This is a genomic window from Algoriphagus aquimarinus, assembly GCF_900112005.1.
In the GTDB taxonomy this organism is placed as follows: domain Bacteria; phylum Bacteroidota; class Bacteroidia; order Cytophagales; family Cyclobacteriaceae; genus Algoriphagus; species Algoriphagus aquimarinus.
In genome coordinates this window covers 1-24,739 of record NZ_FOKK01000004.1, presented here as the reverse complement: position 1 = coordinate 24,739, position 24,739 = coordinate 1, and the positions used below count along the sequence as shown (strand labels likewise).

The following is a 24,739-nucleotide window of genomic DNA, read 5'->3' as shown; positions in this document are numbered from 1 at the left end:
TTATAATCCTTCTTTACTTTGTAATAAGTTAGCCTTTAATCTGGCTAAGCCTTCGTATTGAGGCTTATCTTCTTTTATCACATCTATAGATTTTCTCACGAAATCATACAATGCCTTCGAAGCTGTCGATAGCTTCTCATAACTCTGGTCTATATCTATGGCCTGCGCGATCGCCACTAGCTGGACGGAAAGCACCTCAAATGTATTGTTGATCACCCGCTCCGCCATCAGCGCCGAATTCGTCCCCATACTTACGATATCCTGATTATCTCCGTTGTTCGGAATAGAATGCACATACATAGGATTGCTCAAAGTCTGATTCTCAGCAGTTGTACTCACTGCGGTAAACTGCATTCCCTGCAAACCGAAATTGAAGCCCAGCTTGCCCATATTCAAGAAAGCTGGAAACTTATTGTTCAAACGGTTATTCATCAGGTAATTGATCTGCCGCTCCATCAGCATGCTCATCTTCGTTACGCCGATCTTAAGCTTATCCATTTCGAAGGAAATATAATCTCCATGGAAATTACCTCCGTGATATACATTTTCGGTTTCAGCACAGACAATCGGATTGTCATTGGCAGAGTTGATCTCCTCTTCTACTATTTTCTTTGCATTCAAATAAGTATCGTAAATCGGGCCTATGATCTGAGGTACACATCTCAAGGAGTAATATTCCTGCACTTTTTCGGAGAAAAATTCCTGACCATCAATGTACTCTTCATTGAACAAATGGTCTTTTCTATTTTTAAGAACATTGCCATCAACCAAATTCTCACGCATCTTCTGAGCGATAAATTGCTGTCCTGGATGAAGTTTTGCTCCGTTCAGTTCCTCGCTAAAAGAATCGGTGTACGAAGCCGTCAACTCGTTCATCACGGACGAAGCCAGCACGCTGTAATGCAAAAGTGTGGAAGTCTGAATCAAATTGATTGTCGCCAAACCGCTCATGCAGGATGTTCCATTGATCAGAGACAATCCATCACGGAGCTCTAACTCAGCTGGTTTAATATTTGCAGCCTGAAGGGCATATTCGGTAGTTACAATTTCATTTTTGAAATAAGCCTTTCCCTCACCGATCAAACCCAATGCTAAATGTGCGAGTTGCACCAAATCACCACTTGCACCCACTCCGCCATGCTGCGGAATGAGTGGATAAATCTCATGAGCGATATAGCTTTCCAAAGTCTTCAATACTCCTGGACTTGTACCCGAAAATCCGAGCGCCAGGGTATTCAATCTGCAAATCATGATGATCTTCGTAGTCGCTGGTGACAGGAAATCTCCCGTTCCATTGGCATGACTTCGGATCAAATTGTACTGAAGTTCCTTGAGATTCTCCTCTCCTACACGATACTGAGCCATGGGCCCAAAACCCGTGTTAATCCCGTAAATGACTTTATTTTTGGAGAATTCTTTCAAAAATTCGAAAGAACGAATAGATCTCTGCAGCTGGGTGTCGGCTAAAATATAGTCCTTATCGCCTTTTAAATAATCCTGAATATCCTTCAACTGCAGATAATCACTCGGCAGATTTCCTGTCATATTACTCAATAATTGTTAAGTACAAAACTATAATAATTAGCATTACCGAGAACCTTGAATGCCTATTTTAAAGGAATATTTGAATTAACGGTGGAGACTTTCCGCAGGTAGAATGTTAATATTGCATAGTTAAAACACGGTTTTCGTTGTTGCAATTTTATGCCCTCATTGAACAAGCTCCTTCCTATCCTTCTTTTTATCCTGGTTCTTTTGGTGGGTGCATACAGTGCTTCGAAGTTGGATATCCACGAAAATCTCAACAAATCCATTCCAAGCAGTCTGGACATGGATGCGCTCAAGCCAGTAATTGAAAAAGGTGAAAAAGCAGTCTTTTTTTCATTGAATATTGAGGATTTCAAAGGCGATAATTACAAAATAGACAGCGCTGGAACTGCACTTGTCACTGCTCTGAATGACAAGTTTGGTTCTCAATTGGGAGCACTTCAGTACCGCTCAGATATTGATCCTGATATATTCAATTCCTTCGTAGAAGAGCATCTTTATCTATTTCTGGAAAAAAGCGATTACGAGGCTATTGATAGTCTGTTGGAAAATGGGAATGTAGTCAAAGCCTTAGCTGAGGACAAGAAGCTTCTTAGCAGCGCGCAAGGTTTTGGAATGGCGCAGTCCATCGCAAATGACCCGCTTCATTTCAATCAATTTGCCTATAAGAGACTTTCGAAGGGACTTTCTCTTCAAAACATGTTAGCTACCGAAGGCTTATTTATCTCCACGGATGGAGCTAGCTTGATGGTAAATGGGGCAGTTCTTTTTGATCCAAAGGAAGTAAGTAATGTCCAGCTTTTTGATGAGCAATTAAGCGGGTTTAAAGACAGTTGGAATCAAAATACATCGAATGCTGAGTTGGATTACTTCGGCTCATTTGCAATCGTAGCTGCTAATGCCAAGCAGATCAAAAAGGACATCATCCTCACAGTCAACCTCGCGCTTATTTTCATAGTCGGACTGCTTTATTTCTATTATAGAAAGCTTTCCACCATTCTGTTTTTTGTGCTTCCTGGCACCTTTGGCATCGCCGCTTCGATCACCTTCGTCTATTTATTCAAAGGAGGGATTTCTGCCTTGGCGTTAAGTGCCAGTGCTGTGATCATGGGAATCGTGGTCGATTATTCTTTCCATTTCTTCTCTCATTTGAGTCAGGACAAGGATGCGATCAAAACCCGGAACAGCATCGCATTTCCACTTATTGTCAGCAGCTTCACGACTATCGTTGCATTCTTCTCCTTGACCTTCGCCAACTCGGAAGCACTACGAGATTTCGGCTTGTTCACGGGTTTGAGTTTGCTGTTCACCTTGTTGTTTATCCTATTTCTGTTGCCTCATTTGATTCAGCTTTTGGGTAAAAGGACCATGCAGGAAGGAAGTAGTAAACTGGATTTCCTGATAGAAAAATTTAGCTCCGATAAGATCAAGCAACCTAAATGGATACTGCTTATCATCCTCCTGGCAACAGGATTTCTAGCCTTTTTTGCAAATGATGTGGCCTTCGAAAATGATCTTAACAAGCTCAATTTTTATCCCGATTATCTCAAAAAGAAGGAAATCGCGCATCAAAACATCAATCCCGACTTAGAAAAGCGAATTACCATAGTAGCTCATGGAGAAACTGAAAATGAGGCTGCAGCAAATAACAGGGTTCTTTTTGCGGCATTAACAGGAAACTCGACTGCCCACAATCAGCAGGTAAACTCTATAGCTTCCTTTGTACTGCCAGCAGCTGAAATCCAACAAAAGTCCGAAGCTTGGGAAACTTACTGGCGAGAAAATGAGGACGCTTTCCTTCCATACTTTACTTCTATTGCTGATTCTCTTGGATACAGTTCCAGAGCTTTCTCTCCATTCGTCAGAAGCATTCAAACTACTCCAGAGCAGGTCAATTCTATAGAATTTGCAACTCAATTTGAAAGCCTGCAAAAGCTGATCATCCAAGATCAAAACACGAGCATCCTTACCACGGTAGTCTTCGAAAAGGCCGATTACGAGCAATTGAAAGCTACAATCTCAGCCGTGCCCGGCACCTTTATAGTCGATGGAGAAAGTGTGGCAGAGTCACTTGTCAATTCGGTGAAGGCTGATTTCAACTTGCTGCTGATTATCGCCAGTGTGCTGGTATTTGTATCCATGCTCCTCGTCTATGGCAGACTGGAATTGACGCTGATTTCCTTTCTTCCTATGGTGTTGAGTTGGATCTGGATTTTGGGATTGGCTGCACTTTTCGGGATCAAGTTCAACTTCATCAATATCATGATCGCTACGATCATTTTCGGTCTAGGAGATGATTTCTCTATATTCATCACCGATGGATTGCAGACCAAGCACAAGTATGGAAAGAACGCCCTAGCAACCAATAAAGCTGGAATTCTGCTTTCTTCCATCAGTACGATTATCGGGACTGGCGTCTTGTTTTTTGGGCAGCATCCTGCTATCCGATCTATCGCAGCGATCAGCGTAATTGGCATCAGCACCATAGTTATTTTGAGCTTCGTGGTTCAGCCATTTTTGTACAAAACGCTAATCACCAGACGCACAGATCAAGGCAAACCTCCTTACACCTTATTAGAGTTGGCAATAAGCATTTTTGCTTTCTCCTTCTTCTTCCTCGGTTGCCTGATCAGTACCATTCTGACCGTCATCGTGATGATCATTCCGTTTTGGAAACTGAAGAGTAAAAAGCTTTTCGTGCATCGCTTGATCCAGTTTTTCACCTGGGCACTGTTGAAATTCATGGTATTTCTCAAGAAGCGATACTACGACTATGAGTTGCTTGACTTCAACAAACCTTCAGTGATCATAGCAAATCACAGCTCCTTTTTGGACATTTTGTTTATCGCGATGCAGCATCCGAAAATCACATTCTTGGTTGGACCATGGGTTTACAACTCCCCTATTTTCGGCAAGTTTATTCGTTTTGCTGATTACATTCCAGCATTTCTGCCAATTGAGGATAGTCTTGAAAAGCTGCAAGGTTTGGTTGCTGATGGTTACTCTATCTTGGTTTTCCCCGAGAGTCATCGATCAGTAGATGGGAAATTGACTCGTTTTCACAAGGGCGCTTTTTACCTGAGTGAGTTGCTACAAATCGATATTACACCAGTGCTACTTCATGGACTTCATTACATCTTACCAAAAGGTGATTATTACGTCAAGAGCGGCTATCAAAACATGAAAGTACTCCCTAGAATCACCAATTCGGACGCACGATATGGAGAGGGATATAGCCAGCGAGCAAAGAACATCACGAAGTACTTCAAAGAAGAACACGCCAAGTTCACACTGGAAAGAGAAGATGCGGACTATCTATTCAGCCCGTTGAACTACGGCTATCTCTACAAAGGCCCAATTCTGGAATGGTATTTTAAAATAAAGTATAGCCACGAAAAGCACAATTACGAGCTTATCCACCGAGAACTGCTTACCAAAAACAAGATCTATGACCTGGGATGTGGCAATGGATTTTTAAGCTATTTCCTCAAATTGAAAAACGCGGACAGAGAAATCATCGGAGTGGATTACGATGAAGACAAGGTTGCCGTAGCGGAGAATTGCTACCTCAATGATGGAAGCATGAAGTTCCACACAGAAGACATTTCAACGATGAATCTGGAGCCGGCAGATGCTATTATCCTGATGGATGTGTTGCATTATTTGAGTCCGGAAAAAAAGAATATTGTCTTGGACAACTGCCTCAAAGCACTAAATCCTCATGGGATATTCATCATAAAAGATGGCTTACTCAGCGACTCAGACAAACATAAGTGGACGATCAAGTCCGAAAAATGGAGCACCAAATTGATGAAATTCAACAAGGTGACTGACGAGCTTTCTTTTTTTGAACTGGCTTATCTTGAGAACTGGGCTACTGATAATCAATTGGAAATGAAAATCCTTTCGGAGTCAGACAATTCGAGTAATACGCTGATAGCGATTAAGCGGGTGAGGTGATTTTTTAATTGAGGGGGAGAAGCAAATAAAAATCTAAAATGACATTTCCCAGCTACCGCGAAAATATGCAATCATTTTCTTAAGAGATTCCAGTATTAGTTTTCTCAATTAAAATCCATTTATAAACAATCCAGATATATTTAGAATCCCAACTTGCTCCAAATTCCTTAGCCCATTCGCCTTCATTTATTAAATTTACTGTGAACGGATTTTTAGTTTCGAAGTCAAAAAAATAGAAATAAAAGTAATTATTTTCTTGCAAGTCAGAACAATCAGAAGTTGAGGTACAGATCTTTAAATTATAGGTTCTAAACTCGCTAAAATATTCAATCACTTGTTCCCTCGTGGGATTGAGTTCAGAAATAACACCAATATCTTTAAATTCATTTTCATTGTATTGTAACACATAACTTTCATAGTTATTCCCAATCTCCTTTATTAAAGATCTTTCACCTATTGTATAAAAAGTAAGGGTTTGGATAGCGATTAGAAAGAGCATAGCAATTCCTATCCTTTTTAAGAAAATCATATATGCATTTTAGTTTTAATTAATGATAACGGTTTGGAAATGATGAGAGGGGATTAGCAGTACAAATTTTTACTCTTGCACATAGCCAACGCCTTGATTTAAATTTATACTTGTGGCGGACTTTCCAATCCCCACGAAAATATCCTGACCGATAAAACCCCATTCATTCATAGCATTTGTTACATGGCGTTTTATCTCCATAAAAATTCCAGTTCGATTCTGCCAGGAGTTAACTTTTTTAGTTTAAATGTTGCACCATCGTACGATTTTGATCCTTGGTCAGGAGTGTAATAAACCTCAGAATCAATTATCAGTAAAACATCACCTTCATCAATGTCCCATTTGTAACATTCAAGTTTTTCAAATTTCAAAGGATCGGATGCATGAGTTGAAAATTTCTTGCGGGAATTAAAAATCCAACCAACTTCGTTAGTTAGTTCGCTCTGTTTCAAGAGTGTGACATTCGTTCCCCATTTCCATGGCGCTTCAGGTGAAATAATTTGCCAATTTCCACGAATTGAATTGTCCAAATAGCTCTCATATTTTTTCCGTTTCAGATTCAGTTGATCGAAATGTTTGGAGAATAGATTTTGTTCCAAGTTGTCATATGAATAGTCGTCCCAATCACAAAATCGATTCCTAATGGAAATCTTGGAATTAGCATACTCGATTATATAATCTTCACTTGAAGTGCTCATATACTTATTGGTGCATGTGTCTTTGAAGTGAATAGCAGTTTTTAGGAAGTTTTGAATTAACAAGCGTTGTTTTTTATCCAAATCAAAAGTGTCACTTTTCAGAGGTTCAATTCCAATGTAGTATTCGAACGTATTTACAGCCTTGAGTTTATCATCACCCTTAAACACAGTAAAACTCTTCGTGTACATAACTTCATCCCCAGTATGAAAGGATACTTTCAAGGTATCAAAACTGATTTTCTCTTGTCCTTGAGCAGTCAAGCAGGAGATTAGTAAGAGGAATATTGCGATTTGAAGTCTCATGCCATGTATCGTTTGGGCTATGATCTGTGGCCGTTTTAAAACCACTTCAATATCCGCCCCAGATAAAGGTAATGAAAAGCAGAAATGTATCCGCACCTACAAACCCGGCCATAGATTATAGCCTCGTGTTATGCATATGTTCTTCGTCAGTGTAGAAAGTTGAACCAGTCATAATCTAGCCATCTGTGAAGAATGTAAGGCATTAAACCTACAGTAAGGAATATCAATGTTCTCGTTTCCTTAATTATCCTAAGCTGAGTCGAATTAAAACCGCGATTTAACATTATAGTTAGCAGTGCCAGTAGAAGGAATAATATGTTACTCCCTGTATTGTTAATTAGTCCATCACCAAGTTTAATGAAGTCTATGGTTATATACGATAAAAGGAGTGTTGCAAATGGCATAACGAACCGATGGTCACCCCTTCTAAAAATTGCTATTCCAATAATTAGACCGGCTATCCCCAGAAATATCTTTCCAAAAGTTATCCAATTAGGCATCATGTACAACCAAAAAGTTGCGGGAGCTGAATATTGATATAAGAAATGGACTCCAAAAAACAGATCGTAAAGGGCAAAAATGACCCAAATCGTCCCTAGAATTCTATGTTTCTTCATTTTGTCTAATTATGCATAACGCCATGTGTATGGTGTGTATCCCGAAGGGTATGCACTATACACGATGTGTGTGCCTTGAATGGTGAATATAGACCAAAAAGATGGTCGTTCCAACGGGTGAAAGTCCCTTAAGCGCGGGAGTTCCCGATAAGAATCGGGACAGGCTGTTACCCGAAGCCAAGCAAGTGGCAAGGTGGTTTACCGCGAGTTATACACTGAAGTAAGCCAGACTGCGGTGTCTGTACTGACAGCCTGTCCCGCAAGGCGGGAAACAGAAACTACATACAGAGGCTATTAGGTCGGATGAGGTAACACATGCTGCCGAAGTCCAAAGCTCCGTTTGATTCATCAAGTGGAGAGCGTACCGAAATAGTAGATGTAGCAGAGATACATACAAGGATATTCATCTTACCGAGGGAGGTCTCTAGATGTCGAGTACATTGAAGAGAAGTCAGCTGAGGTCATAGTAGCTACGAGGAACGAGCTATAAGAACTATGGAGGACTCACAGAAGTAGTGAAGGACTGAACGTATTGTGAAGCGAAAATTCGTATAGGAATACAATGTATAGCCTATACTTAAAAGTAGCGGAAAGGTATCATCGGTGTAAAGAGCGATGATTCTATGCTTTGCGAACCGCCGTATACGAGACCCGTACGTACGGTGGTGTGAGAGGCGCACCGTGGGCTTATGGCTCACGGCAGTCTACTCGATTATGTGGCGTTTTTCTTTATTTTTGTCGGTAAAATGTAAAGTATTTACCATCAATTATTAGTATTCCGCTTTTTTCACTTTCCTTAAAATTAAAAGTCAATAATTGTTTTCCATTGTCAAGGTGTTGATTGAAGTGAGCGTGAAAAATAAAATCAAATTTGTGAATTGGTTTCATTTTTCCATTTTCAATTAGTCCTATGTATGTTCCATTTTCATCAGAGTATAAGTGATATAGTTGTTTATCAACCACAAATGAAGTTGGAATATAAAAGTCGATTGTGTCTAATAATGTTTCAACGCCCTTATCAAAACGGCTTCCTTCATGTCGGTCAAATTTTAAGTTGGATTTTTCAAGTTTAGAAGGGTCTTGGATTTTTAAAATACTCGCAAATCCCATCATATGTCCCATATAATTCGTTACATAATATTCACCGTCAATTTTGTTAATGACAATTGAGCAGGTTGAAGAAGCTTCAAAACTTTCGTTTGTTTTTTTGTTTTTGAAATAAATTGTTCCGCCCCATTCTCCATTACAAGTTGCATAAATATCATACAATTCGTCCTGATAAAATTTTAAATCTTTGGTTTCTGTCAATTTGAAGTCTGCAACATATTTACCTAACAGAAAATTAATTTTTTCAAACTGAGATTCTTTCACATATAAGCTGTCATTTTGTACTATCAGGTCATAGTGTGGCATTCCTTGAATTTCTTTGGGAACAAAAACGTCTTCTACAAAATCTCCATTTTGACTAAACACAATCATTTTTTTAAATCTCTGTGATGTGTTTCTTCTACCTGTCTCAAACATTCCGTAAAAATTGTCTTGAAACAATACTACCTTTCTTAAGTATCCGTCAATTGAAATATTAAGAGTGTCAAAGTTAACTTGGAAGTCCGTTGAATTAATTGCAGGTGTTTCAACTTTTTTTTTGTCTGTTATCTGTGCTTGACAGGAAAAAAGAGTCATTAGTGAAAAAAGTATGATTAAATTTATCTTCATTGTCGTCTTTTTAAATGCCACATAACACTTCTATATATATAACTCCCACTACCCTATTGCGTCTATATCGCAATTGTTCACAGGTCTTCACTGTTTTACCTCCGTCCCTTTATTCTCGATCTGGATTACTTTCGCCAGCGTAGAAAGTATCGTTTTGTGCTTTTTTACAAATGGATTGGAGACATCCCATACGTGCCCAGCCAAAACGGAACAAATCTGGGCCTTAATTTGGGGATTGATCTTTGGATTGAAGAAAATTGTCTGCAGTTCGCCATTGTACCAGCCATCGACATAGGATCTGAACACTTCGATCCCATACCTCATCTCGTCTTCGTAGTCTTTTTGCCAATCCACAGATTCTCCATTTAACTCCTTTTCGACCAGTTTGGCAGCTTGCAAACCGGAAACTGTAGCCAGCGTAACTCCAGAGGAAAATACTGGATCGAGAAATTCGGTGGAATTCCCACAGAGCACATAGCCTTCGCCAAACATGCTTTTCACGCCTACAGAATAGCCTAAAATCATCGTAGGATCACGCTGATATGCAGCCTCCGTGAATCTTCCATTTAGCAACTCGAAACTTTGCACAAACTTCAAATATGCGGCAAAGTCATCGGCAGCACGAGCTTTGGTATCTTCCATATCAGACACGATACCTACACTGGCGGTACCATCTGAAAATGGGATAACCCAAATCCAGGAATTCTTCTCATCAAATGGATAGATGAAAATATCATCGCCCTCTCTTCCTGTTCTCTTCTGATCCACAAAGTGCGCAAAGACCGCACCTCTCGACTTTTGAACAGATGGGATATCCAAGTCAAATAACCTCGGCAGCACACGCCCATAACCACTCGCATCTATCACAAAGGATGCTTCAATTTTCGTTTCCTTACCATCCTGCGACTGATAGGTTACTGTGCGGTATTCACCCTCGATCTCCACTGCAGTTACAGTGCACCCAAAGACAAACTGTACTCCATTTGCTTGAGCTGCATCTACCAAATCCTGATCAAAATTGACCCGCTGCACATTCCAAGTCCAATCCCAAGATTTAGAGAATTGCTGACTAAACAGAAAATTACAGGTTTGATTAGCTCTATTATAATAGGAAGCTCCCATCTTCTTTTGGTAGCCTTTCTCAAGTAATGGAGACATCAGACCAGCTTCTTCCAGCGCATCCATGCATTTAGGGAGTAAGCTTTCGCCAATCACAAACCTTGGGAAACCTTCCTTTTCTAGTACAATCACCTCAAAACCCTGCTTCGCAAGATAACTTGAGGCAACTGCTCCAGCCGGCCCTGCTCCTATCACTACTATTTTCTTCATGTCAAAATTTTACCCACTCTTGAGCCTAACCAACTAACACTAAAAATCTACTGCTAAATACTATTTCTTCTTTTTAATCGCTTTCGCATTGCTTTCAAACAACTCATAAATCGTTCGTGCCCAGTAATTTCTCAAGCCAAATCCACCTGGCTTTTCTACAAATCTCTCAGCTGACAATATCTCAGAAGTTTGAGCGTCGATCAACACAAGCCAATGGGATCCTTCAAGCCTCTTTTTATTATAACACTCGGCTACTAACATCGCTGCCGTGCCGGAGATTTTAGACAAATCATAGGACTTCGCAACAGCTTCAACTTCTTCCTTGCTCAATTTAAAGTCCTCTTCTTGGACCATCGCCTCAGTATCAATTTCTTTATTTCTAGCATAAGTAAATGCCAAATCTATCGTAACGGAAGGTACGCCCAAGGCCTTTTTCACATCATATTTATCAGGCTCGGTGATGACAAAATCATTCCATTCGAGCAAGAATCTTGGCAAATCGCTAGGGTCGGTAAAGCCAGCTGAGCCTACAAATTTTGCTTCTGAATAATCAATACCTATCCAAGTCACTGACTCATCCATATTTACGAGCTGATCCTTTTCAAAACTTGGAAAAAATGCTAGAAACGGAAGAATAAGGGAGTAAAATAAATTCATAACTTTGACACTTAAATAATGTAAAAATACCTGCTCTTTTCCCAAAGAATCAGGCTCCTAAAATTAGACTAGAATTGCAGAAGAAAAAACTCATCATTGCCGGAGTTATATCTCTGTTGATAATTCTACCCATAGTTTTTATAAAAATTACGGTTTATACTGCCCCGAATCTACCTGAACTTCAGGCTCAAAATCTGGAACGGGAGACAATTAACTCCACAACTTTTCGCTTCAAAAACAATTGGCTTCGCAAAAACGAATCAGGGAACTGGGAGAGTTACATAGAAGGTACACCTTACGAGCGAGGCATTGCGCTGGGCATTTTACACAAAGAACTGATCCAAAGTCAGGAAGATGCTTTCGTAGGTGAAATTGAAAAGATGCTTCCTTCCAGATTCATGCGAACAATTATGCAGCTCGGGATCGGCTGGTTCAATCGCAATCTCGATGAAGACATTCCCGAGGAATACCTGCAGGAAATCTACATGGCATCCCAGAGCTTCTCTGATAAATATTCCTACGTAGGCCCTAAATACAATCGAGTTTTGAATTACCACGCCGCCCATGACATCGGCCACATGGTGCAAAACATGAACTTGGTAGCCTGCACCGCTGTAGTTCAATGGGATTTTGAGCAAGAAGAAGCTCAAATGGTGTTGGGAAGAAATTTTGATTTTTACTTCGGCGACGAGTTTGCCAAGGATAAAATCGTTCTGTTCGTCAATCCAAGTGAAGGTTACGACTTCGTCTCTGTGACTTGGGGAGGTTTTAGCGGAGTGGTTTCTGGTATGAACGAAAAAGGCCTAACCGTCACGCTCAATGCACTTCCATCCGAACTTCCTACCAAAAGCTCTACGCCAGTTTCCATTATCGCACGTGATGTGATCCAATACGCCTCTACGATTGAAGAAGCTTTTGCGATTATCTCCAAGTACGATGTGTTCGTATCTGAGTCTTTTACCATCGCATCTGCCTTAGACAAAAAGGCAGCTGTCATCGAAAAAACTCCTGAGAAAACGTCTATTTACTATCCTGAAGGCAATGAGCTCATCGTGGCAAATCACTTTCAAAGTGATTTCTATAAAGATTCTGAGCTCAATTTAGATCATATTCGAGATTCAGAATCCATGCCTCGCTTTGATCGAATGAAAGAACTGACCGGAGAAGACACTGCAATTTCTGTAGAAAACACGCTTCGATACATCCGTGATCAAAAAGGCGTCAGCAATAAGGATCTAGGAACAGGAAATCCCATGGCGATCAATCAATTGCTGGCACATCATTCTGTGATTTTTGAACCTTTGAAAGGAATTGCATACATTTCTGCAGCTCCATTTCAAGAAAATGTTTTTCATGCCTATGATGTCAATTCCATCAAAACCATGGGGACTTTTGATCCAATCAACTCTCCTGAAATAGACTCATTACGATTAGCTCAGGATTCATTCTACGCTAGTCAAGGATTTTCAAATTATACTGTATACAAGCTTTTAAAGGTAGAATTCAAAGAAAATGCTGAACAAAAAGTAGCTGAAAATGGATTCACCGAAAAGTGGATCGAGACCAATCCTGAGTATTACGAACCTTACTTGTTGCTTGCAGATTTCTATTTTGAGCAGGATGATTTTGCGACAGCAAAAAAATACTATCAGCAAGCACAAAGTAAAGCAATTCCATATCTTGGAATCAGTACGCACATCAGCGAAAATATGGCGAAGATCAAATGAGGGGAATAGGCATAGATATCGTAGAGGTGGACAGGATGGCTAAGAAATGCCAAAAGCCAGCATTTGTGAAAATGATTTTTACAGCTGAAGAAGAAGCCTATTGCAGCGCACAGGGAAATGCTCCTCAATGCTTTGCTGCGAGATTCGCAGCGAAGGAAGCCTACATGAAAGCCGTAGGCTTGGGCTGGGCAAATGATGCGCAATTCCATGAAATCGAAGTGATCAGACTGGAATCCGGTCAGCCGAAACTTAGCTTACATGGAAATACAAAGCTTCATTTTGAAAAAGAAGGCTATTCAAATATACTTTTGACCCTAAGTCATACTTCACAAACTGCCGTAGCAGTCGTAATTGTAGTTTGAAAGACATGAGATTCACACTTGACAAAAACATAGACTATTTACCAGCTGACGAGCTAGAAAACCTACAGGTTGATCTGCTCAAGAAGCATCTTCGCTATACGCTTGCCAACTCACCTTTTTACAAAGACAAGTTTTCCGAAAAGGACATAGCTTCTATTTCCAAGCTTTCGGATTTATCCAAATTTACCAAGACTTCAAAAAAAGATCTTGCTGACTGCAATTCAGATTTCTTAAGTATTTCTAAGAGAGATGTAGTAGAATACGTCACTACATCTGGAACCACTGGCAAACCTGTAAGCATAGCACTCAGCAAAAATGACTTGGATAGATTAGCTTATAACGAAGCTCGTTCGTTGGAAATAGCTGATTTCACCGCTGACGATACCGTTCAAATCACCACGACATTGGACAAATGCTTCATGGCGGGAATGGCGTATTACCTAGGTTTGACTAAAATAGGCGCTGCTGTAATCCGTGCTGGACAGGGAACTCCAGAATTCCACTGGGAAATGATCAAACAAATCAATCCTACTGCCTTGATTGCTGTACCATCATTTCTTCAGAAATTGGGAGCAAACTCAAGCTCGATTCAACACCAAATCACGAAAGCTTTGTGCATTGGAGAACCGTTGAGAAATGCTGATTTCAGCGACAATCAATTGACAAAAAATATCGCTGAGCACTGGCATCTGGATCTGAGATCTACCTATGCCTCCACCGAGATGGCAACGGCGTTTACCGAATGTCAGGAGAAACAAGGCGGACATTTACTCCCGGAATTGATCATTTTGGAGATTTTGGATGTAAATGGAAATGAAGTCGCTGATGGAGAACTCGGCGAAGTCACTGTCACTCCTTTAGGAATTGAGGCAATGCCTCTGGTGAGATTTCAAACGGGTGACTTGGCTAGAAAACATTCAAAAACTTGCGCTTGCGGAAGAATCACGCCACGACTTGGACCTATCGAAGGTCGCTTGGCTCAGATGATCAAGCTGAAAGGCACTACCATTTACCCAACACAGATCGAAGAAGTCCTCCACCTACACCCTACTGCCAGTCCATACCTTATCGAAATAGATCAGGATGAAAATGGTCTGGATTCGGTGAGTATTATCCTTCCAGAAACCTGTACCGAGGCAGAAAGCAATTCTCTACTTATTGACTTGCAGGCCAAACTCCGAGTGAAGCCCAATCTGAAAATATCATCAATTTCAGCTATCCAAAAGCTACTTTTCCGAGGAAATAGCAGGAAGCCAAAAAAGATAATTGACAATAGAAATGCCTAAGATCAAAGAAGAATACGACGTTGTCATCATAGGCTCAGGATTAGGAGGTTTGCTCTGTGGCTACGTGCTCGCTCAGGAGGGGAAATCAGTTTGCATCCTGGAGAAAAATGCCCAGATAGGCGGAAATCTTCAGACTTTCAAACGGGACAAAGTGAAGTTCGATTCCGGTGTGCACTACATCGGTGGGCTGGATAAAGGTCAGGCACTTTACCCATTTTTCAAGTATTTCAACCTATTCGAAAACGTAGAAAAAGAGCTTTTGGACAAAGATGGGTACGATGTGATATCCTTTGAAAATGATGATATCCTCTATCCACATGGGCAAGGATATGAGAATTTCGTCCAGCAATTGCTCAAGCATTTCCCTAAAGAAGAAGAGGGATTAAGGAAATACTGTGATGAGATAAAACGCATTTGCGAAAAATTCGAATGGTACAATCTGCATATAGATTATACCGAAACAGATGAAATGAGTGCTTTTAGCCTAAGTGCCAAAGAAGTCATAGCTGACTGCACCAGCGATCAAAAGCTTCAGAAGGTCCTCGCTGGATCCAACTTGCTTTATGCTGGGGAGGGAGATTCATCACCATTTTACATTCATGCGCTGATCATAGATTCCTACATCGGCAGTGCTTATAAGCTAAAACACAGTGATCAAATTTCGAAGCAACTTCGAAAGGACATCAAGAAAATGGGCGGAGAAATCTTCATTAATACTGAAGTCACAAAAATAGAAAACACGGCAAAACAGGTACAGTATGTAGTTCTTTCCGATGGGCAGACAATTAAAGGAAAGCAGTTTATCTCCAATATGCATCCCACGCAGACTTTTAAACTTCTCAATACAGAAGGCTTGAGAAAAGTGAATGTGAATCGCATGCTGCAGCTGGAAAACACAGTTTCCTCCTTTATTCTTTACATCAAGTTAAAACCAGACACCTTCAAATTCTCGAATTCAAACCGCTATCATTTCATCGAAGATGACGTATGGAACACGCAAAAAAATGGCCCAGAAAACAAACTGAAAGCACTGGCAATTTTCAATTCCAGACCCAGCAAAGACACAGAATATTCCCACACGCTCACAGCCATGGCCTACATGAATTATGAGGAGGTAAGGAAATGGGAGAACAGTTTTAACACTACACTCAGTGAAAGTGAGAGATCGGGAGAATATGTCAAATTCAAGAGAGAAAAGGCTGAGGAATTGATAGCAGCTTTATCGACTGTGTACCCAGGATTTACCGATTGTATTGAGAGCTATTATACCGCCACTCCACTCACGCAGCGAGATTACATCGGAGCTATAGAAGGAGGATTATATGGGATAAAGAAGGATTTCAACGCTCCCGTCAAGTCCTTTATCAGTGCCAATACGAAGCTGGATAATTTATTCCTAACTGGCCAAAATGTAATTCTTCACGGTGTACTAGGAGTCACCATCAGCGCGATGGTCACCTGCCAGTTTATTTTAGGGAAAAAGTACATGCTGGATAAGTTGAAGGCATACGTTTAATAAATTAATTCAGGGAATACAGCTTTGAACCTCGAAAGAAAGCTTTCTTAATTATTTGAGGTAATAGCATACAGAAAAAAAGGAGCCCTTTCGAGGCTCCTTTCTACTATTCTTTGTCATTATCAATTATATCCTGGATTCTGATACATACGCTCTGGGTCGAGCTGGTATTCATCAAATGGAATCGGATAGTACCTGTCCTTCTCAGAGAAATTCTGAAGATTGGCAATCCCATACTCTGACTGCTCCTTGCTCTTGAAGAACTGTACCAATTCTGCATTTGTAAAGGCTCTCAAGAGGTCATACCAACGCTTCTGCTCAAAGGCCAATTCTACTCTTCGCTCATGTAAAATCGCCAGTTTTAAGGTTGGATAGTTTGTAGCGTAATCAGCATTCTGCTTTGCCTGCTCATACAATGGCAGCCCTGCCCTTTCTCTTACTTGGTTTAACATGGCTACTGCTTCACCGGTATTACCCAATCGCTCATTTACCTCAGCCAATAACAGAATCACATCCGCATAGCGCATCATGATGTGGTCATTGCCACCGAAGCCATTTACCCCTGCAGCATCACTTAAATCACGATACTTGGAAATGAAGTATTCCTGAACTCTAGAGTCTTCAGCATAATTCACAGAGAAGTTCTTGCGAGGATCATTATCCTCAAATTCATTGACCAAATCCAAATTCACCCGGGTACCACTGCCTGTTGCCGGTCTCTGCGAGTTGATAGTTTCACCCAATGCCTGGTTATTTCTGGCTACAGATGAGCTTAGGTTCTGATCTCCCTGACGGTAAACAATCTGGAATATCAATTCAGGATTAGTGGATTTTTGATCCACATCGAAAACAGATTCAAAGCTGATCTCCTTAAGGTCTCCAAACGTTCTTTTCCCATAAGCTGCTTCCAGATTTTGTTTAGCTAGCGCGAAGTATTCACTTGGGCTTTTACCTGGAATCTCATCACTGCCCATAGTTAGGTAGACTTCTCCTAATAACGCCAACGCTGCCACTTTAGACACTTTCCCTTTTCCTGAAATCGGCTGATGGTCGGGCAGAGAACTTGCGGTAGCCAATTCCAAATCTGCGATGATCTGTGCGTAAACATTAGCCTCAGTTTCTCTATACGTGACCTCTTCCAACTCATCGGGAGTCTTCACTTCTTGAATAACCAGAGGAACTGCCCCCCACTTTCTAACCAGATGATAATAAGCCAACGCTCGAAGGTAAGTAGCCTGTGCCAAGTGTATGCTTCTTAGGCTTTCATCTGTATAAGTAACAGATTCTATATTATTGATCACATAATTAGCACGGGACACGATGGTGTACAATGCTGACCAGTGACTTTTCAGGTAGGTATTACTTGGGATAATGGAGAAATCAGTAAACTGAAAAGGCTCGCCAGCACTGGACTGGTTGTCATTACGGCCCATGTCGTCACTTCGCTCGTCGATATAAACACTGCTGCTTTCACCCAGTGCACTATTGCTTCGAATAGCTTGATAGATACCATTAACAGCTGCCTCTACATCGGCCGGTGCTTGCAAGAATTCACCTGCAGGAACTGCATTGGGATCAGAAAGATCCAGAAATTCTTCCCCACAGGAAAAAAGTGCGACCGTGCTGATGAATGTAAGAAATATGATGATGTATTTTTTCATGATTTTCAATTTTGGAATCAGATTAGAAAGTGACTTTTACACCTAGGTTGTATGATCTCATCAGTGGGTACTTACCATAATCTACTCCTGGAGTTAGGTTAGCGCCATCATTGTAATCCACCTCAGGATTGTATCCTAAATACTTGGTAAACGTGAAAGCATTGTCCACTCCCATATATATGCGGAAAGCTGCAAGTTTCATTTTCTGCAAAGCTTCTGGCTTTACATTATAACCCACGGTGATATTGGTGATCCGTAGGAATGATCCATCCTGAATGTAGAAAGTGGATAGTCGGGTACTGTTACTTTGGGTACCTCCTCTTGAAGCCTTGTACACCCAGCCATTGCCTGGTTCGCTTTCGCTTCTGAATCTATCATCCACGACTGCATATTGATTTCCCGAAGCTTCCATATTAAACAAGTAGTAATCCTGTCCATCCAGTACTTCATTTCCCTGAGAACCGTTCATTGATACCGCAAAGTCAAAACTTCTGTAATTACCGCTTAAGGTAAGACCATAGGTGAAGTCTGCGTAAGGAGTACCAATCACTGTCTTGTCCTCATCACTGACAATACCATCACCATTCACATCCTCAAAGTAGAGGTCTCCTGGACGTAGTGGATTACTTGAAGCCAAAGATCTCGGAGGGCCTTTGATTTCATATCCTTCAGGAAAGGATTGAGTTGCTGAATTATAAGCAGCATCATCAGCAGCGATGTTATCCATATCGCTTTGTCTTACCATACCACCCACTTTAAAACCATAGAACATTCCGATAGGCTGTCCTGTGGTCGTAATATGTGTCAGGTAAGATCGCTCAGCACCACGGGAAAGAATAGTACTCGCATCCCCAAGATCCAAAACCTTATTGCGGTTAAGGGAAATATTACCGCTGATGTTCAGGTTAAAATCACTTTTGGAAACCACTGCTGCATCAATCTGAATATCAAACCCTTTATTCTCTACTTTGGAATCCGGCATATTCGTCAGTACCGAGGTAGCTCCAGAAATAGCAGAGATAGGTCTGTTAAGCAATAAATTAAAAGAACGGCTTAGGTAAGCATTAGCAATCACAGAAAGTCTACCATTCAAAAATTCGGTATCCACACCGACGTTGAACTGGCTGGTGGATTCCCATCCTAAGGATTGATCTCTCATATTCAGCGGATAAACACCTGATTCTACGGTGCCATTGCCAAATACCACGGGTTGCGAAGTTGACACCACTTGGGCATAATTGTAATCCCCGATGTTATTGTTACCACTTAGACCCCAGCTTGCTCTGAGTTTCAGAGAAGAACCTTCGCCTAACCAGTCATTATAGAAATCTTCGTTAGAAATATTCCATGCAGCTGAAAGAGATGGGAAGTTGCCGTATCTATTGAGCGGACCAAATCTGGAAGACCCGTCCCGTCTGAAAGAAGCAGTCAGGTAATACCTGCTATCGTAATTGTAGCCAACTCTGGCTAAGTAAGACAGCAATCGAGTCTGGGTTTTCCCAGTGCCACCATTCATTTGGAAATTGGTTGGATCTGCACCTTTCCCAGTGATTTCTGGAATGTTATCATTCTCAAACCCATTTGAAGTCACACTGAGTACATCCGTATCGGTAGCTTGCACAGTATATCCGGCAAGTGCATTGATGGAATGCTTGTTAAAATCCTTCAGGTAAGCTAAAGTAAATTCTCCCAACTTATCTCTCCTATCATAGGTTTGTGCCGTAGCGTAAGCCGCATTTTTGGCCTGATCAGAATAAGGTGGGTTGGCACCACTACTCAAGCTGGTAGGCTTGTAGAATTCATACTTCTCAAAGTATGTCTGCATACCCAAGTTAGCCTTGAAAGTCAAGCCTTTCAGAATATCATAGCTAGCATTGGCATTGTAGGTACCTCGTTGTCCACGACGGCTAATAATGGTCTCACTGGCTAGGGCTAGTGGATTTTCTATACTTTGGAAGCCATAAGCTGAAGAAAGGGAAGCCGCTTCATTTTTGGCCAAAGTCCCGTCTTCGTTATAGGCTTTGAAGATTGGCATATAGATCAAAGCACCCAAAATAGGTCCCTGATTAAATCTTCCTTCCTGCACCTCACGGTTGATATTGCTAGTAAAAGCCACATTGGCACCCACTCTGAAGCGTTCGCTTACTTTGGAATCCACATTCAGTCGCAGGTTAAAACGATCCTGATTGGTTGTTTCAATAATACCCGGCTGATGTTGGTACCCACCACTAAGGAAGTAGCGAGACTTTTCATTTCCACCATTTACAGCAAGGTTGTAACGTTGAGTATGTGCATTTCTATAAAGCACATCTTGCCAATCCGTATCATACTCTGGTGCAATCGCCTGTTGATTTGCAAAATCGTAGAAATCAGTCGGAATACTTACTCCTCCAGCATTTCCTACATTGGAAACTCTGGTGCCGTTGGAATCCGAATACATAGCATCTGTCCATGTTCTTCCGGAATTTTCAATCAGATTTCTATAATTATTGTTTCTCGCATCAATCAAAAGATCTACAAACTCTGTAGAGTTTAACAGATCAACTTTCTTAGCCAGCTGCTGTACCCCTGACTGGTAGTCAAACTCTACCTGCGCTTTACCTTCTTTACCTCTTTTGGTAGTAATCAATACTACACCACCAGAAGCTCGGGAACCGTAAATCGCCGCAGAAGCTGCATCTTTAAGGATATCAATGGATTCAATATCATTAGGATTGATATAAACATCATTGGCAGCCGGATAGCCATCGATCACATAAAGTGGTGATGAACTGGCGTTGATAGATCCTATACCTCGAACTCTAATTTTAGTAGTTTCGTAAGGTGCGCCGGATACCTGAGAAACCTGTACCCCTGCAATTTTACCGGTCAGTGCTTGACCGAGTGTAGGAGTGGTCAAGTTTAGATCCTTTGCTTTTAGATTGGAAACCGCTCCAGTCAAGTCAGATTTACGAAGAGTTTGGTAACCGATCACGACTACTTCCTCCAAATCAAGGTCTTGCGAGATCAGCTGAACATTAACTATTGACTGTTTTCCTACTGGCATTTCTTTGGAGCCGTAACCCATCAAAGTAAACACCAATACAGCTCCATTTTGGGTCTTGAGCTGATAGCTTCCATCTGGATTAGTAATATCATAATTACTGGTACCTTTTTCCAGAATGGAAACACCGTCTAAAGGCTTTCCATTCTGATCTGTCACAGTACCACTTACAATTCCTTGGGCAAATGCGAAGCCCATGGAAAGTAGTGATACCAAGATCACATTGAATAATTTTCTCATCATGTAGTTAAATTTTAAGAATTAAGGGATTTTGATCAAAGCGGCATTTTGGGTTCTGGAAGAGGATACTGCTATTCCCAAGGAGGGATTCAGAAGGCAGAAACCTTCCAACTCGTCTTTTCTATCAAAGTCAATCTGCTGAAGCACTACTTCTTTTCCTGCTGACAGGGAAGCTTCCAAATCGAGGTATGTCAATCGCCACAGCCTTCCTTCGATTTGGTTTTGGATCAGAACCAAAACACCTTCATCGGCTATCCAGTGTAGATTTTGTACCCAAGGTGAGCAGGTGAATTTTCCTACTAAAACTCCTGAATCGGAGGACTTATTAGCGTTAAGGAGTTTTTCAGGGTCGTAAAGTCTGACCTCATTTCGTGTAGGCCCATAGTCTGCAGTAGCTACCATCATTTTGCTCTTATAGCGCACATATTCCGGTCGAGTCCCTTGGATACAGGCATCATCTTCTATGGTAGCCAAAAGATTTCCATCCAGAGTTTTAGTATTTAAAAACCCTTCCCAATCGATGGCATAAATCATTGCTTTCCAAAGCGTCCCTTCCTTATTCATTCGAATTGAATTCCCTATAAAGGTTGGAAAACCTTTGGCATAGGCTATGCCAGTGGGATGATTGATATGGTCTCTGCCGTCCACAGTAAACAGGTATTCCTCACCTGTATAATCCAAGGAGTCCGAAAGGGAATAGCTCCTCATCATGCCCACTTCCCGGTCGCCATACACATAAACATGGTCAGATATTTTAGTAACTCCCTGAGCTGCTCCTACTTCTGGAAGGGTTTGGACTTGAACAATGGACATGTCCTGTGCGCTTATCTTGGTAGCAGAAACAATGAGGAGCAAAAGAAATTGAATCTGCTTATTCATCTTAGGGATCAAGAGGTTCATCGGTGTCGATCTGAAATGAGGTGATCATAGGATAAAATTCTGCAGTCGTAGCCGAGAGACGCTTTCCATTGGAATAGGGATGGTAGCCCAGCTCCTTCATGCACCGGTTATGCATCACATCCGAATAGATGTAGGCGCTTTGTGCTGGAGTAGTCACAGTAATCGAAGGTCTATCTGTAGGAAATCCATAGCGAAATATGATTCTGGCGGTATTTCTCATGTTTGTAGTGGTATGCCTCGCGTGTGGATCTATAAGAATGGCAGATTCGGGCACGCCTAGTTTCAGCAGATAACGCTTCATTTCTATGGCCTCATTATGCAGTACTTTATATGGATGTACAAAGCCTCCCGAAACCAGAATGAATGGAGCTTTCTTTTTCTTATAGGCATCAAATGCGAGTTGGCTCCTCACTACCCCTCCTGAACTGAGACTGTCTAGGTAATTATCTGTTCCTGCCCCAGGAATCAGTATCAAGGGGTAATCAAACTGATCCCATACTGTGTTTTTTGCTGCTTCCAAAGCAGCCTTATTTTCATGCTCCGTCATGGGCTCGAAGTCCCCTGCTCTTTCAAATCTGGCCATTGCAAGTGCATCCATTGCATAGCCCAGTGTCAATTGATAGAACACCTTTGAGCCATCATATTTCACCAAAGCCAATTCACTTAAGGCCTGAATATTGGCTAGGTAGGTCGATGAGTTCAGGTTCATACCCAATGAGTCTATCTTAGGATAATTTGGCTTTTCTCCCCGACCATAGATGGCTATGATATGGTTAATGGCAGCGGCATCCTGCTTCCAGGCATTGGCCAAAAAGAGTGCTGCATCGTCAGAAGCATTCATCTGGTACATCCCTGATGGTGCGAGATGCTCAATGGAAATAGATGATAATGAACTGTGTTGCTTAGCAAGCTGCTCAATACGGCCGGCAATCAAATCAATTTCCTGATCCGTGAATCCCAATGCTGCGGGATAGCAGGTTGCATCCTTGCCACAATCCTTTAGTGATTGAGATAAGCGCTCGAACTTGGCGGAGGCGACTTTCGCTAATTCGGAGTCCTTTTCGAATAAGCTTTTCACTTCGGGCATCTGTTCAATTAAACTGAGCAGGTATACATTCTTAGCTTGTGTTGGATTCTCTCCTAAAATTGGCTGATAACCTGTTTGAGGAGAATTCTGACCCAAACAAAATCCCCCCAACAGCAGAAGCAAGAGAAATAAAGGTGGCTTTTTCATACCGCAAAGGACGAAAGCTAATGAGGTATTTTGAGCACGCTACTCGTTATCAAAAAATGAAAAAATCGTGAAGCAGAGACACTAAATCAGAACTTAGTAAGAATTAAAAAATGGAGTAAAAACGTATAAAATCAGGTAAAATCATGCGACAAAGGCAACTTGAATCTCGGAATTATCTAATTCTATACTAAGGAGTAAGCTCATAGCATGTAATAAATAAAACAGTCTAATCTGCTCTCTGATTAAAAATTTACTCCTAGTTAAATCCATGTTAAGATCATTCAGGAAAGTTCAGTTGCCCTATTTGAATATTATAAAATAAAGAATTATGATGAGTGGGAGAGCAAAACTCCGGAAACTATTAAAATACTAAGGCAGGAAATCTTAACTATTTAATAGGAAACAAAAGAGAACGTCCTAACTCAATAACATTCCCTAAATTCACTTTACCAGATGTCAGTAGAGAGTACTCCTCTTCTTAAGGTTGCATTTCAGGAAGTTCTCCATACGCCACTTTTTCAATGACTTCATGCCTTTTGAGTTTTCTGTATGAGAGGTATTACAAGCATCCCTTGAGAACATTAATACCAGAATTAAATTGCACACAAGCTATTCCTTGGAAGAACTACTGGCAATTAAGAGCTACTTCAAAACTATTTCTACTCTTCTATTTATTGATTTTCCTTCTTCATTTGCGTTACTGGCTTTTGGAGAAGCCATTCCCACTCCTACGGGGGTAAGTCTTTTTCTATCAATCTTATACTTAGAAATCAACACACTAACTACCGCCTCCGCTCTTTTTTCAGAAAGCACCTTATTCATTTCGAATTCACCAGAGTTGTCGGTGTGGCCCACGATTAACACTTTTAAATCTGAAAATCTAGCAAGATAATCGGCCATTAAATCTAAGGATTCATCGGCTTCAGGTTTGAGTACAGCGCTGTTGAGATCAAATTGAATCCCATAAAACGCATAGCTTCCCTCCATCTTAATTTTATCTGATACTGAAGCCACATCCACTTTATTGGTATCAAGATTTTCCTGCTTGATGATATTTATTACATACCTAGACATCTTTTCGTGTGAATTTTCTCCCACAACGATGATGACATAATAGGTTTCATTTTCATGAGATCCAGTAGCTACGATGAAAGATCCTTTTTTCTCAACCATAGAATTTCCCAAATCCTCACTTCCATCGATATAGTTACGCACAAAGTGCATAGGCATATTTCCGCAATCAGCAGAGCGACACGAAAAAACAAGCTTAAAACCAGCCTTTACTAACTGGATCTCAAACGTTCGATAGATCTGGGTTGCCGTTACTCCTTCAGCGGATTCATATTCTATAAATGTAACTTCTCCTTCTATGGCGTTAGAATCCTTCAACTTATTGGAGTTCACCAATTCTGC

At 41.0% G+C, this 24,739-nt stretch carries 16 protein-coding genes; 5 read left to right on the top strand and 11 right to left on the bottom strand.

Annotated elements, in window-relative coordinates; all coding sequences use genetic code 11:
• On the bottom strand, positions 1–1,545 hold the full coding sequence (locus BM291_RS06025; protein WP_092895361.1) for a flexirubin biosynthesis tyrosine ammonia-lyase FlxA: 1,545 nt from the start codon (positions 1,543–1,545) through the stop codon (positions 1–3).
• A 159-nt stretch (positions 1,546–1,704) separates the two neighbouring features.
• Here BM291_RS06025 and BM291_RS06020 point away from each other — a divergent pair, with 159 nt between their 5' ends.
• The gene (locus tag BM291_RS06020) at positions 1,705–5,508 is read left to right on the top strand and encodes a trifunctional MMPL family transporter/lysophospholipid acyltransferase/class I SAM-dependent methyltransferase (protein WP_092895359.1); all 3,804 of its coding nucleotides are present in this window, start codon (positions 1,705–1,707) and stop codon (positions 5,506–5,508) included.
• 79 nt (positions 5,509–5,587) lie between these two features.
• Here BM291_RS06020 and BM291_RS06015 read toward each other — a convergent pair whose 3' ends face one another.
• The 5 genes from BM291_RS06015 to BM291_RS05990 form a co-directional block, all read right to left on the bottom strand.
• Positions 5,588–6,037 carry a hypothetical protein gene (locus tag BM291_RS06015; RefSeq protein WP_092895357.1) on the bottom strand — a complete coding sequence of 150 codons (450 nt, stop codon included), beginning with the start codon at positions 6,035–6,037 and terminating at the stop codon, positions 5,588–5,590.
• Positions 6,038–6,228: 191 nt separating this feature from the next.
• Complete coding sequence (locus tag BM291_RS06010; RefSeq protein ID WP_092895355.1) at positions 6,229–7,038, bottom strand: hypothetical protein; 810 nt, start codon at positions 7,036–7,038, stop codon at positions 6,229–6,231.
• A gap of 1,346 nt (positions 7,039–8,384) precedes the next feature.
• Complete coding sequence (locus BM291_RS06000; RefSeq protein ID WP_139229049.1) at positions 8,385–9,371, bottom strand: hypothetical protein; 987 nt, start codon at positions 9,369–9,371, stop codon at positions 8,385–8,387.
• Between the two features lie 87 nt (positions 9,372–9,458).
• Positions 9,459–10,700: an NAD(P)/FAD-dependent oxidoreductase gene (locus BM291_RS05995; RefSeq protein ID WP_092895349.1), complete on the bottom strand. Its 1,242-nt coding sequence runs from the start codon at positions 10,698–10,700 to the stop codon at positions 9,459–9,461.
• A gap of 60 nt (positions 10,701–10,760) precedes the next feature.
• Positions 10,761–11,357, bottom strand: a complete 597-nt coding sequence (locus tag BM291_RS05990; RefSeq protein ID WP_092895347.1) for a hypothetical protein — start codon at positions 11,355–11,357, stop codon at positions 10,761–10,763.
• A 74-nt stretch (positions 11,358–11,431) separates the two neighbouring features.
• On the opposite strand from BM291_RS05990, the gene BM291_RS05985 reads away from it, so the two are divergent.
• From BM291_RS05985 to BM291_RS05970, 4 genes are read left to right on the top strand one after another with little or no spacing between them, the layout of a single operon-like run.
• The gene (locus BM291_RS05985; RefSeq protein WP_092895345.1) at positions 11,432–13,084 is read left to right on the top strand and encodes a C45 family peptidase; all 1,653 of its coding nucleotides are present in this window, start codon (positions 11,432–11,434) and stop codon (positions 13,082–13,084) included.
• Positions 13,081–13,446 carry a holo-ACP synthase gene (gene acpS, locus BM291_RS05980; RefSeq protein WP_092895343.1) on the top strand — a complete coding sequence of 122 codons (366 nt, stop codon included), beginning with the start codon at positions 13,081–13,083 and terminating at the stop codon, positions 13,444–13,446. Before BM291_RS05985 ends, acpS begins: the two co-directional genes overlap by 4 nt.
• A gap of 5 nt (positions 13,447–13,451) precedes the next feature.
• On the top strand, positions 13,452–14,732 hold the full coding sequence (locus tag BM291_RS05975) for a phenylacetate--CoA ligase family protein (RefSeq protein ID WP_092895341.1): 1,281 nt from the start codon (positions 13,452–13,454) through the stop codon (positions 14,730–14,732).
• On the top strand, positions 14,725–16,248 hold the full coding sequence (locus BM291_RS05970) for a phytoene desaturase family protein (protein WP_092895339.1): 1,524 nt from the start codon (positions 14,725–14,727) through the stop codon (positions 16,246–16,248). Before BM291_RS05975 ends, BM291_RS05970 begins: the two co-directional genes overlap by 8 nt.
• A 122-nt stretch (positions 16,249–16,370) precedes the next feature.
• On the opposite strand, the gene BM291_RS05965 is transcribed toward BM291_RS05970, so the two are convergent.
• The 5 genes from BM291_RS05965 to BM291_RS05945 form a co-directional block, all read right to left on the bottom strand.
• Positions 16,371–17,909, bottom strand: a complete 1,539-nt coding sequence (locus BM291_RS05965; RefSeq protein ID WP_175499651.1) for a RagB/SusD family nutrient uptake outer membrane protein — start codon at positions 17,907–17,909, stop codon at positions 16,371–16,373.
• A 22-nt stretch (positions 17,910–17,931) separates the two neighbouring features.
• On the bottom strand, positions 17,932–21,195 hold the full coding sequence (locus BM291_RS05960; protein ID WP_092895337.1) for a SusC/RagA family TonB-linked outer membrane protein: 3,264 nt from the start codon (positions 21,193–21,195) through the stop codon (positions 17,932–17,934).
• 18 nt (positions 21,196–21,213) lie between these two features.
• Positions 21,214–22,071 carry a hypothetical protein gene (locus BM291_RS05955; RefSeq protein ID WP_245786783.1) on the bottom strand — a complete coding sequence of 286 codons (858 nt, stop codon included), beginning with the start codon at positions 22,069–22,071 and terminating at the stop codon, positions 21,214–21,216.
• A gap of 1 nt (position 22,072) precedes the next feature.
• Entirely contained in the window at positions 22,073–23,326 is a 1,254-nt protein-coding gene (locus tag BM291_RS05950; RefSeq protein ID WP_092895335.1) for a YdcF family protein, read from the bottom strand.
• Positions 23,327–23,968: 642 nt separating this feature from the next.
• A partial coding sequence (locus BM291_RS05945) for an OmpA family protein (RefSeq protein ID WP_092895333.1) occupies positions 23,969–24,739 on the bottom strand: 771 nt, incomplete at its 5' end.